Annotated in this window: 10 protein-coding genes; 5 read left to right on the top strand and 5 right to left on the bottom strand. The window is 72.1% G+C overall.

The features are described from left to right. The first annotated feature begins 54 nt into the window (after positions 1–54). On the top strand, positions 55–1347 hold the full coding sequence (locus ACVKXF_RS01475) for an acyltransferase family protein (RefSeq protein ID WP_456794628.1): 1293 nt from the start codon (positions 55–57) through the stop codon (positions 1345–1347). A gap of 146 nt (positions 1348–1493) precedes the next feature. After that, the gene (locus ACVKXF_RS01480; RefSeq protein WP_456794629.1) at positions 1494–2468 is read left to right on the top strand and encodes a GH25 family lysozyme; all 975 of its coding nucleotides are present in this window, start codon (positions 1494–1496) and stop codon (positions 2466–2468) included. Between the two features lie 535 nt (positions 2469–3003). Here ACVKXF_RS01480 and ACVKXF_RS01485 read toward each other — a convergent pair. Beyond that, positions 3004–4227 (bottom strand): polysaccharide pyruvyl transferase family protein, encoded by a 1224-nt coding sequence (locus ACVKXF_RS01485; RefSeq protein WP_456794630.1) that lies wholly within the window; start codon positions 4225–4227, stop codon positions 3004–3006. 49 nt (positions 4228–4276) lie between these two features. Here ACVKXF_RS01485 and ACVKXF_RS01490 point away from each other — a divergent pair, with 49 nt between their 5' ends. Next, positions 4277–5464, top strand: a complete 1188-nt coding sequence (locus ACVKXF_RS01490; protein WP_123313739.1) for a glycosyltransferase — start codon at positions 4277–4279, stop codon at positions 5462–5464. Here the strand turns inward: ACVKXF_RS01490 and ACVKXF_RS01495 are convergent. From ACVKXF_RS01495 to ACVKXF_RS01510, 4 genes are all read right to left on the bottom strand, one after another. Further along, complete coding sequence (locus ACVKXF_RS01495) at positions 5431–6849, bottom strand: hypothetical protein (RefSeq protein WP_456794631.1); 1419 nt, start codon at positions 6847–6849, stop codon at positions 5431–5433. The two genes, ACVKXF_RS01490 and ACVKXF_RS01495, sit on opposite strands and share 34 nt — an antisense overlap. 11 nt (positions 6850–6860) lie before the next feature. Continuing rightward, the gene (locus ACVKXF_RS01500) at positions 6861–8168 is read right to left on the bottom strand and encodes a UDP-glucose dehydrogenase family protein (protein ID WP_396288855.1); all 1308 of its coding nucleotides are present in this window, start codon (positions 8166–8168) and stop codon (positions 6861–6863) included. A 66-nt stretch (positions 8169–8234) separates the two neighbouring features. Further along, positions 8235–8783 (bottom strand): PH domain-containing protein, encoded by a 549-nt coding sequence (locus ACVKXF_RS01505; RefSeq protein WP_340195671.1) that lies wholly within the window; start codon positions 8781–8783, stop codon positions 8235–8237. A 4-nt stretch (positions 8784–8787) separates the two neighbouring features. Further along, complete coding sequence (locus ACVKXF_RS01510; protein WP_456794632.1) at positions 8788–9588, bottom strand: biotin--[acetyl-CoA-carboxylase] ligase; 801 nt, start codon at positions 9586–9588, stop codon at positions 8788–8790. Positions 9589–9662: 74 nt separating this feature from the next. Between ACVKXF_RS01510 and ACVKXF_RS01515 the strand changes: the two genes are divergently transcribed. Both ACVKXF_RS01515 and ACVKXF_RS01520 read left to right on the top strand, forming a co-directional pair. Continuing rightward, positions 9663–11258, top strand: coding sequence for an acyl-CoA carboxylase subunit beta (locus ACVKXF_RS01515; protein WP_456794633.1), 1596 nt, complete (start codon positions 9663–9665; stop codon positions 11256–11258). Beyond that, positions 11258–11512: an acyl-CoA carboxylase subunit epsilon gene (locus ACVKXF_RS01520; protein ID WP_456794634.1), complete on the top strand. Its 255-nt coding sequence runs from the start codon at positions 11258–11260 to the stop codon at positions 11510–11512. The genes ACVKXF_RS01515 and ACVKXF_RS01520 overlap by 1 nt, the downstream gene beginning before the upstream one ends. Positions 11513–11604: the final 92 nt, after the last annotated feature.

Consider the following 11604-nt stretch of genomic DNA (forward strand, 5'->3'; position numbering starts at 1 on the left):
TCGGCGTGTGGGAGACTGCCTGCGACCCCGCTCCGACCACACCGAGGACGATCGTTGGCCACCGAGACCCGCGCAGCAGAATCCGCAGCCGATCCCGTTGCCGCCGCGCCCCGCGCCGGCGGCCGGCTCGAGTTCCCCTACCTGGACGGGCTCCGCGGCCTCGCCGCACTCGCGGTGGTCTTCTACCACGCGTACCTCTTCACCGGGACGACCGGCACCGGCCCGACCGAGCTGCCCTGGCTGCGCCCGATCATCGGCTGGGGCTACCTCGGCGTCCCGCTCTTCATCGTGCTGTCCGGCTACGTGCTCATGCTGCCGGTGCTGACCCGGTTCGACCGGTACCGCCTGCCCGGCGGCTTCTGGAAGTTCGTCTGGCGTCGCGCCCGACGGATCATCCCCCCGTACTGGGCGTCGCTCGTGCTGTTCGCGCTCCTCATCCTGTTCGTCCCCGTGCTCGGTCAGCCCGGTGGCACGCAGTGGGACACGAAGCTGCCGATGGGCTGGGGCACGTTCCTGACGCACTTCTTCCTGGTGCACGACTTCTTCCCGCAGTACATCGGCAAGATCAACGGCCCGATGTGGACGGTCGCGGTCGAGTGGCAGATCTACTTCCTGATGCCGCTCCTGATCCTGCCGCTGTGGCGGGTGTTCGGCGGCTGGGCGACGGCCTCGAGCCTGGTGCTGATCGGCATGTGGATGGGCGCCGAGAGCCGCTACTCGTTCATGCACCCGTGGTTCGTCGGCCTGTTCGCGGTGGGGATGCTCGCCGCCGAGCTGACCGTGAAGGCCCGCGACGAGCACCTGTCCGGCGTGGTCCGCGAACGCTCGAAGCTCGGCGGGCCGCGGTGGGCGAGCGGCGCCTTCGTCGGCGCGATGGTGCTCGGGACGCTGCTGGTGTTCTTCCGCAACCGCGACTACTGGCAGCACCAGACCTGGCCGTCCGAGGTCGTCACCGGCATCCTGGCCGGCGTCCTGCTCACCTGGATGGGGCGCCAGGCGGTCACCGGCAACCACACGTGGCTCGCCCGCTTCTTCGCCTGGAAGCCCTTCGTGCTCGCCGGTCTGGTGTCGTACTCGATCTACCTGTTCCACAGCCCGCTGCTTGGCCTCGGCAACCTGCTCCTGCTGCCCCTCGGCCTGTACCCGAAGTACCAGTTCCTGATGATGGTCTTCGTCGTGATCCCGGTCGTGATCGGCATCTGCATCGGCTTCTGGTGGCTCGTCGAGCGCAACTTCATGAACCGCCGACAGAAGCACGCGACGGCCGAGGTGTCGCACCGCGGACGCCTGCCCGAGGTCGAGACCGACAGCACCGCCCCCGACGCGGGCAGCCGCAGCGCAAGCTGACGACCGCACCACGTCGCTCGCGCCCGCGGACGCCGCCGTGCTGCGCGTCGCGGACAGCACGGGCGGGCGGCAGGTAGCATCGCTCGGACCGCGGCGTGGGTGATCAGGCCCACGGCATCTCGACAGGGAAGACGAGACGAGACCACATGCGCGCACCGATCACCAGGATCCTCGGACTCGGCACCGCTGCCGCCGTCGCCGGGGCCATCACCTTCGGCAGCGGGACGGCGGTCGCGGAGACCGCCCCGACCACGCCGGCTCCGACGGCCACCGCGGCGGCGACCCCCGCCCCCGCGGCCGAGCAGCTCTCCATCGCCGAGATGGACCGCACCGGGAACCACACCATGGGCGCCGGCATCGCCGCCCACGCCGGCGAGTCGCACGTCACGGTCAACGCGCCGGACAGCGCCGCCGGCGGCGTGAGCGCCCAGTCGCTGACCACCTCCTCCGCCGCCACCGCGTCCGGCCCGCCCCCGGGACGCATCCAGGGCTTCGACATCAGCGCCTGGCAGCCGAGCGTCAACTTCCTGCAGGCGTACCGCAACGGCGCCCGGTTCGCCTACGTCAAGGCGACCGAGGGCACCTCGTACGTCAGCTCGACCTACAAGCAGCAGTACGCCACCGCCAAGCAGCGGAACCTGTACCGCGGTGGCTACGTGTACGCGCAGCCGAGCCAGGCGAGCGGCGCCGCGACGGCGAACTACTTCTTCGCGCACGGCGGGCAGTGGAGCAAGGACGGCAAGACCCTGCCGCCCCTGCTCGACATCGAGTACGGCAGCGCAGCACAGGGCACCTGCTACGGCAAGACCTGGGGCCAGATGCGGAGCTGGATCAAGGACTTCTCGAACACCGTCTACAAGAAGATCCACCGCTACCCGGCGATCTACACGACGACGGACTGGTGGAAGCGTTGCACGAACAACAGCAACCAGTTCTCGAAGAACCCGCTGTTCGTCGCGATCTACCCCGTGAAGAACTTCACCACGCCGGGCACCCTCGGGCGCAGCTGGTCGAAGTGGACCTTCTGGCAGTGGGCGTCCAGCGGGGTGCTCCCCGGCGACCAGGACGTCTACCGCAACAACATCACGTACCTGAAGCGCTTCGCGGCCAAGACCGAGTGACGCGCGTCACGCGCTGAGCCGGTGCGGAGGCGGACGGGAGGCCCGTGGCGGTGTCGCCACGGGCCTCCCGTCCGCCGCACCGCGCGGACTCCGACACCCGGTGCGCCGTTGCACGCCCCGTGCCGCCACACAACCACGCACCACACGGGCAAGCCCGCACCAGACGACGACGCACGCACGGTGCGCAGCCCACGCACCACGCGCCTCCCGTCCGCCGCACGGTGCGCACCCCGACACCCGGTGCGCCGTTGCACGCCCCGTGCCGCCCCACAACCACGCACCACACGGGCAAGCCCGTACCAGACGACGACGCACGCACGGTGCGCACCCCGACACCCGGTGCGCCGTTGCACGCCCCGTGCAGCCACACAACCGGGCACCACACGGGCAAGCCCGCACCGGACGACGACGCACGCACGGTGCGCAGCCCACGCACCACGCGCCGGCGAGCTTCGCCCGGGCGGACGGGAGGCCCGTGGCGGTGGCGCCACGGGCCTCCCGTCCGTCGTCAGCTCACGATCGCGAGCCGCCGGTGTCAGCGGACGTCGCTGGTCGCCTCGGCGAAGTCGGCGTCGAGCGCGGTCGCCATCCGGGCCACGCCCTCGGCGAGCTGCGCGCGGACCGCGTCGCGGTCCGCGTCGAGCCGCTCGAGCTGCGCCGTCACGTCGTCGACGAAGCTCGGCTCGAGCGCCGCCTCGATCGGCTTCGAGAACTCCTGCTGACCCATCTGCTCGAAGAACAGCCGGCCCTTGTCGACGTAGTAGAGCACCGCGGCGGGGACGCCGGCGATGGTCGCGACGATCGCGGAGTGCAGGCGGCTCGCCAGGAACAGCCGGCTGCGCGACATCAGCCCCGCGTACTCGGACGGCGAGAACTCGTCGGCCTCGACGACGTGGGTGCGGTCGGCGTGCCGCATGAGGGCGATGACCTCGCGGGCGAAGGCGGCGTCGCCCTCGGAGGCCTCCATGTGCATCGGGTAGAACACGACGTCGGCGTCCCAGCGGTCGATGACGCGGTCGGCCAGGTCCGCGACGGCCTGGCGGTACGTGACGAGCTTGTCGCTGTCGACGCCGGTCTGCCGGAAGCGCTTCGGCAGGAAGCGGAACGGGATCCAGCCACTGCGCTTGTAGTGGAACCAGCGGCGGACCCCGAAGCCGATCGAGCCCTCGAGGCGCTCGGCGGTCAGGCCGGTGGTGCGTTCGAGGCGCTCGAGGACGTCGGCGTCGGGCGCGGTGACGGTCCCGACGACGGCCGGGTCGAACGACGACACGATCGGTGTGCGGACGCCCCACGCCAGGAGCTTCTCGCGGGACTCGTCGTCGCGCACGGCGAACGAGCGGCACAGGTCGACGGTGGCGCGGATCAGGCGCTTGCTCACGCCGGCGGTCGTCGGGCCGATGCCCTGGAAGGCCCCGACCAGGTTCTTGTTGACCGCGCGGACCAGCAGCATCTTGCCGAACCAGTACACGAGGCCGAGCTTGTTCGTGTAGTCCTTGAGGATCTCCCCGCCACCCCACAGGACGACGTCGGCACTGCGTGCGGCACGCAGGAGGGCGAACAGGTCGCCGATGCCGGTGCTGTACGGCGAGACCGGCAGGAACCGGATCCCGAACCACGCGGCGTCCCGCTCGGGGTACTGCGACAGGGAGACGATCTCGGCGTCGGGCCACCGCCGGCGGACCAGCTCGACGTTGCCGGCGAGGATCGCCCGGTCCCCGCGGTTGTGGGGCGAATCGCTATTGTGGATCAGAACGCGCACGGGTGGAGAGCCTACCGGACCGTCCCCCGCGACCCCCCGGAAAGGCACGATGTCCCGCCCCACCCCCTCCGCCCGTCCCCGCCTGCTCGTCCTCGGCTCGACGTTCCCGGCCCGTCCGGACGACGGCGTGCCGGCGTTCGTGCTCGACCTCGCCCACCAGGAGGCACTCGAGTTCGACACGATGGTGCTCACCCCGCGCGTACCCGGCGGCGCCACCACCGAACGCATCGGCGACGTCGGCGTCCGGCGCTTCCCGTACTTCCCGAAGGCGTTCGAGGACCTGGCCGACGGCGCGATCCTCGACAACCTCAAGGAACGCCGGTCACGCATCGTGCAGGTGCCGGCGCTGGTGCTCGCGCAGTGGTTCGCGGTCCGCCGTGTGGTCCGCTCCGCGAAGCCCGACGTCATCCACGCGCACTGGGCCATCCCGCAGGCCCTGGTCGCGACACTGGCGGCCCCGGGCGTGCCCGTCGTCGTCACGACCCACGGAGGCGACATCTACGCGCTCCGTGCCGCTCCCCTGGTCCGCCTGAAGCGCTGGGTGTTCGGCCGTTCGGCGCACGTCACGACCGTGAACTCCGAGATGCGGGAACGGTTGACCGAGTGGGGCGTGCCCGAGGCCCGGTCCACCGTGATCCCGATGGGCGTCGACCTCGGACCGGCCCGCGACACCCGCGCCCGCGTCCCCGCCCAGGAGCACCACGTCGTGGCGGTCGGCCGGCTGGTCGAGAAGAAGGGCTTCGGCAACCTGATCGAGGCCCTCCGGGGACTCGGCGACGACGTGCCGTGGCGGCTCACCGTGGTCGGTGACGGCCCCTACCGGGCCCAGCTCGAGCAGCAGGCCGCCGGACTACCCGTGACGTTCCTCGGTCAGCGCGGACGCACCGAGGTGCTCGAGACCCTGGCATCGGCCACCGTCGTGGCGGTGCCGTCGATCCCGGCGGCGAACGGCGATCAAGAGGGACTGCCGGTCACCCTGCTCGAGGCTGCTGCCGTCGGTGCCGCGATCGTCGCGAGTGACCTGCCCGGCATCCGCGACGTCGTGCGGGACGACGTGTCCGGCGTCCTCGTGCCCCCCGGCGACGTCCCTGCGCTCCGGGCAGCCCTGCAGCGCGTGCTCACCGACGATGCCGCACGGGCGCGCTACCAGGAGCAGGCCGTCGTCTCGGCGGCGGAGTTCTCGACCGAGCGGATCGGCGAGCGCTACCGGGCGGTGCTGCGCGCGGCCATCGCGTAGGTCACCAGCATCGCGGCGGCGCAGACGACCGCCGCCGCGAACGCGAGCACGACGACGGTGCCGGAGTGCTCGACGAGGTCCGAGCCCTCGAACCGCAGGAGCGACCACGTCGGCACGAACGCGACGGCGCCCCAGACCAGTACGAGCACGGTTGCCGCGCGCCGCCAGGCGAGGAAGCCGGCCGCCATCGCGAACACGATCGGCAGCAGCACCGTGAGCGTGTAGCGGTTGAGCGGCGCGCCGCCCCCGGCGGTGTAGCGGATCTCGACGACGACGAACAGCAGCGTGACCACCACGAGCATCGCGACCACGAGGCGGCGCGGCCACCGGTCGTCGTCGGCGGGCGCCCAGGGCCGCAGGCGCCGCAGCACGAGGGCCGCGACGAACAGCAGCACCGGGACGAGCAGGAGCACCCACGGCAGCGGGCTCGCGATCGGCAACGACCCGCGGTACAGCGCGAAGAGCTGCCGCCAGAACCCGAGCATCGAGACGACCTCGGCCTCGGAGTAGTGCGGTCGCGGCGTGTACCCGGGCCAGGCCGTCGGTCGGCCGCTGAACGACCCGGTCAGTGCCTCGTTCCGCAGCCAGAACCACCCGGAGGCGGCTGCGGCCGCCAGCACCGGGACCGCCGTGACGGCGACGCGGGCCCAGGTACCGCGGAGCCGGCCGAACCGGACCGTGCGGGCCAGCGCGAACGCGACGACGATCGCCACGAGCCAGAGGGCGAACGACAGGCGGGTCGTCGCCCCGGCCGCGGCCACGAACGCGCCACCGACGGCGAGCCCCGGGCCGACGCCGGACCGGAGCGCTGCGCCCGCGACGCCGCACGCCAGCGCGCAGGTCAACGCTGCGAGCGAGTCGTTGTACACGACGCCGCCCTGCACCACGAGGACGCTCGTCGACGCGGTGACGACGGCCACGGTGGCCGGCAGCCGGACGACCCCGGGGAAGCAGCGGCCAGCCGCCCACGCGGCGACCGGCACGATCGCCGCCACGAACACGGCGTTCACCAGACGGCCGAGCACCACGGCCTGCACCGGGTGCCCGGCGTCAACGAGCGGCCCCACCACCGGTGCGAGCAGCAGGTAGAAGAGCGGCGGGTGCTGCGCGACCCACTGGACGGGCGGGGTCCCACCGAACCCCGGACGGAACCGGATGCCGTCGGACAGGACCGGCAGCTGCCCGTGCCAGACCCGCAGCACGTAGTCGACGTGCGCCGACTCGTCCACGCTCGCGAGCGGCATCGACGAGAACGTCCGCGCCACCGACGCCGTCAGGGCGAGCAGCGTCGCCGCGAGCACGACCGGTGTCGCCCAGTCCCGGCCGCAGAACCCCGCGGTGAGCAGGGCGCGGATGCGGTCGGAGCGCCGGGTGCGCCGCTGCACGTCAGGCGACGTCAGCGTCCCATGCCGCGGTACGTGAAGCCGGCGGCGGTCCACGCGTCGCGGTCGAGGCAGTTACGGCCGTCGATGACGACCGGGCTCGACACCAAGGACGCCGCCGTGGTCGCGTCGAGCTCGCGGAACTCCGTCCACTCGGTCAGCACGAGGACCAGGTCGGCGCCGGACAGCGCGTCCGCCGCGGTCTCGACGAAGTCGAGCTCCGGGTGCACGCGACGGGCGGTGACGACGGCCTCGGGGTCGTAGGCGGACACCGTGGCGCCGAGCTCGTGCAGGCGTGCGGCGATGTCGAGGGCCGGCGAGTCACGGACGTCGTCCGAGTTCGGCTTGAAGGCCAGACCGAGCACCGCGACGCGCTTGCCGGTGACGACCCCGCCGAGCAGCTCCTGCGCGAGCTCGACGACGTGCGCACGACGACGCAGGTTCGTGGCGTCGACGTCGGCCAGGAACGCGAGGGACTCCCCGACGCCGAGCTCGTTCGCCCGGGCCTGGAACGCGCGGATGTCCTTCGGCAGGCAGCCGCCACCGAAGCCGAGGCCGGCGTTCAGGAACTTGCGGCCGATGCGGGCGTCGTGGCCGATGGCGTCGGCGAGCGCGGTGACGTCGGCACCGGCGACCTCGGCGATCTCGGCCATCGAGTTGATGAACGAGATCTTCGTGGCGAGGAACGCGTTCGCGCTGATCTTGACGAGCTCGGCGGTGGGCAGGTTGACGACGAGTCGGGGCGTGCCGGTGGAGAGCGCCTCGGCGTAGACCTCGTCGAGGGCGTCGACGGCGGCCTGTCCGGCGTCACCGTCCGGGACGCCGTAGACGAAGCGGTCCGGGCTGATGGTGTCCTGCACGGCGAAGCCCTCGCGGAGGAACTCGGGGTTCCAGACGAGCGTCGCCCCGGGCACGGCCTCGGACACCTCGGCGGCGAGGCGCGCAGCGGTGCCGACCGGGACGGTCGACTTGCCGACGACGAACTCGCCAGCGGACAGGTACGGGGTGAGCGCGGCGACAGCGGCGTCGACGTAGGTCAGGTCCGCGGCACCCGTCGGGCTCTGGGGCGTCCCGACAGCGAGGAAGTGCACGCGGGCACCGGCGACCTCGGCCATGTCGGTGGTGAAGCGGATCCGGCCGGAGGCGAGCGCCTCGGTCAGGATCTCCGGGAGTCCGGGCTCGAAGAAGGGGGCCTCGCCGGCGGCGAGCCGCTCGATCTTCGTCGGGTCGACGTCGACGGCGACGACCTCGTGTCCGAGCTTGGCCATGGAGGCGGCGTGCACGGCACCGAGGTACCCGCAGCCGATGACAGAGATACGCACGACGAAGAAGGTACCGGTTTCTCGTGGGAGTTCCAGCACCGCAGCGCCCAGGGTGTCGCGGCGGCGTCAGGCTCGGACGTCGCCCCACGGCGGTCGGTCCGGGCCGCCGACGATCTCGTCCCAGTCCGGCTCGCGGTGGCGCCGTCGGGCCTCGTGGGCCTCGACCAGGTCGTGCAGGACGGCCACCACCAGGTCGGCGTGCGGCACGTCGGCGAGCACCACGGCGGGGTCGTCGCCCGGGAACACCAGGACGTCACCGGAGCGGAACACCCCCTGGAGCCCGCGCCGGCGCACCGTCACGTCGTACCCGCGGGAGTGCAGGAGCTCGCGCCGGGTCCGTGTACCGAGCCCATGCACGACCACGAGCCGCCGGGTCGTGACGACGTACCGCTCGGACATCCACCGGAACAGCGGCACGGCACCGCCGAACACCACGAGCACCACGACGAGTGCGGCGACGACGGCGTTCAGCCATGCCAGCTGCGCCTGGAACACGCCGAACCCGAACCCGCCGGCGACCATGACCAGCACGACGAACACCGCCGGGCGCACGAGTCGACGAGCGTGTGGTCGCAGGCGAGCGACGACGCGTTCGGGCGGCGGCTCGGCGGTCATGCCGTCATGCATACCGCAGGTGGGTGATGTCCCCCACGGCGACGCCCCTGGAGGCGCCCGCTCGATCCCGGATCGTGATGCGGCCCTCGTCGTCGATGCCGGTGGCGTCCGCTTCCTCGACGGAGCCGTCGGGCAGCTCGAGGCGGATGCGGCGACCGATCGTGCCGCACGCGGCACGGACGTGGGACCGGACCGTCTCGGCGGCGGGACCACCCGTGACCAGGGCGGCCACGGCCTCCAGGACGGCGGCCCGGAAGGCGGACAGGACCGCGTCGGCCAGGGCGGGAGCGTCGTCGACCGCGCCGGCGACGCGCAGCGACGTCGACGTCGGGGTGGGCAGACGGTCGGCGGGGATCGTGAGGTTCACGCCGGCGCCGACGACGACGCTGCCGTCGGACGCGACCTGGCAGAGGATGCCGCACACCTTGTCGCCGGCGACCTGGACGTCGTTCGGCCACTTGACGGCGACGTCGGCGCCGGCGGGCAGCACCCGGGCGATCGCGTCGCGCATGGCGGCTCCGGCGACCAGGGGCAGCCAGCCGCGGTCCTGGTCCGCGAGGTCGGCGCGCACGAGCAGGCTCGCGGCCAACGCTTCGCCGGCCGGGGCACTCCAGGTGCGGTCCAGACGCCCACGACCCGAGGTCTGGTGGAGCGTCGCGACCACGCTGCCGTGCTGCTGCGCGGGTGCCGCGGCGAGCAGGTCGGCGTTCGTCGAGCCGGTCTCGTCGGGGACGGTCAGGGTCGCGCCCGCCGACCGGACCGCCTCGCTGGTGACGGGGAACGACGGCGACGGGGATGTGGACATGCACGCAAATGTACGGGCAGGAACCGTGGGGGTCCTCCAACCGGCCCCGACCCCGCCGCCGGTAGGGTGAGCGGGTGACTTCAGGAGACACCCCCGATCTCTCGACGACGGCCGGCCGGCTGGCCGACCTCCGTGAGCGGTACCACGAGGCCGTGACCGCCGCGGGCGAGTCCGCGATCGCCAAGCAGCACGCCAAGGGCAAGGGCACCGCGCGCGAACGCATCGAGCAGCTGCTCGACGAGAACTCCTTCGTGGAGTTCGACGAGTTCGTCCGCCACCGCACCACCTCGTTCGGCATGGACGCCAAGCGCCCCTACGGCGACGCGGTCGTCACCGGCGTCGGCACGATCCACGGCCGCAACGTCGCCGTGTACGCCCAGGACTTCACCGTCTTCGGCGGGTCGCTCGGCGAGGTCGCCGGCGAGAAGATCATCAAGGTCATGCAGCACGCGCTGAAGACCGGCGTGCCGATCATCGGCATCCTCGACTCCGGCGGCGCCCGGATCCAGGAGGGCGTGGTCGCGCTCGGCAAGTACGGCGAGATCTTCCGCCTCAACACCCAGGCGTCTGGTGTCATCCCGCAGCTGTCCATCGTGATGGGCCCGGCAGCCGGCGGTGCGGTGTACTCCCCCGCGCTCACCGACTTCGTCATCATGGTCGACAAGACCAGCCACATGTTCGTCACCGGCCCCGACGTCATCAAGACCGTCACGGGCGAGGACGTCGGCTTCGAGGAGCTCGGTGGCGCGCAGACCCACAACGCGGTCTCCGGCGTCGCCCACTACCTGGCCGAGGACGAGACCGACGCGCTCGACTACGCGCGCTCGCTCATCGGGTTCCTGCCGGACAACAACCTGTCCGACGCCCCCGCCTACGACGTCGCCCCGGAGCTCGAGACCACCGACGCCGACCACGAGCTCGACCTCGTCATCCCCGACTCGACGAACCAGCCGTACGACGTCACCACGATCATCGAGCACATCGTAGACGACGGCGAGTTCCTCGAGGTCCAGCCGCTGTTCGCGCCGAACATCCTGATCGGCTTCGGCCGCGTCGAGGGCCGGACCGTCGGCATCATCGCGAACCAGCCGCAGGCCATGGCCGGCACGCTGAACATCGACGCCGGCGAGAAGGCGGCCCGCTTCGTGCGGTTCTGCGACGCGTTCGGCATCCCGATCCTGACCCTGGTCGACGTCCCCGGCTACCTGCCCGGCACCGACCAGGAGTGGACCGGGGTCATCCGCCGCGGCGCGAAGCTCCTGTACGCCTACGCCGAGGCCACCGTCCCGCTCGTCACCGTGATCACGCGCAAGGCCTACGGCGGCGCGTACATCGTGATGGGGTCGAAGCAGCTCGGCGCCGACATCAACCTGGCCTGGCCGACCGCCGAGATCGCCGTCATGGGCGGACAGGGCGCCGTCAACATCCTGTACCGCGCCGAGATCAAGCGCGCCGAGGAGTCCGGCGAGGACGTCGCAGCGGTCCGCACGAAGCTCGCGAACGAGTACACCTACAACGTCGCGTCGCCGTACCTGGCGGCCGAGCGCGGTGAGCTCGACGGGATCATCCAGCCGCACGCCACCCGCGTCTCGGTCATCAAGGCCCTGCGCGCACTGCGTGGCAAGCGCGCCACGCTGCCGCCCAAGAAGCACGGGAACATCCCCCTCTGATGGGCCGTCACGCAGCTCCGGTCCCCACGGACGAGCCGGCATCGGTGGCCGACGTCCGGGTGGTCTCCGGCGAGCCCACCCCCGAGGAGCTCGCAGCGGTCGTCGCCGTGCTGCAACGCCAGGCCGACGAGGCCGCAGCGGCCGGGCGCGCCGAGGTCGTCGACGAGCCGCGCACCGGGTGGCAGGCGTCGACCCGCGGTCTGCGTCGTCCGCTCGACCACGGCCCCGGTGCCTGGGGCCGTTCGCTCCGCTGACCTCCGCTGACCTCGCTGTACCCCTGGTGTCCCCGTGTCGGTTGCCGTTGCAGGCTGCACTTCCCGGTCGGTATCCCCTCGCACGGGGGACA

Source organism: Curtobacterium sp. PvP017 (genome assembly GCF_054060195.1).

What these genes read in the sequence shown, in the direction of transcription:
- ACVKXF_RS01480 (WP_456794629.1), top strand. Translation starts at nt 1,494, where the DNA reads ATGCGCGCACCGATCACCAGGATCCTCGGACTCGGCACCGCTGCCGCC.
- ACVKXF_RS01490 (WP_123313739.1), top strand. Translation starts at nt 4,277, where the DNA reads ATGTCCCGCCCCACCCCCTCCGCCCGTCCCCGCCTGCTCGTCCTCGGC.
- ACVKXF_RS01505 (WP_340195671.1), bottom strand. Translation starts at nt 8,783, where the DNA reads ATGACCGCCGAGCCGCCGCCCGAACGCGTCGTCGCTCGCCTGCGACCA.
- ACVKXF_RS01510 (WP_456794632.1), bottom strand. Translation starts at nt 9,588, where the DNA reads ATGTCCACATCCCCGTCGCCGTCGTTCCCCGTCACCAGCGAGGCGGTC.
- ACVKXF_RS01520 (WP_456794634.1), top strand. Translation starts at nt 11,258, where the DNA reads ATGGGCCGTCACGCAGCTCCGGTCCCCACGGACGAGCCGGCATCGGTG.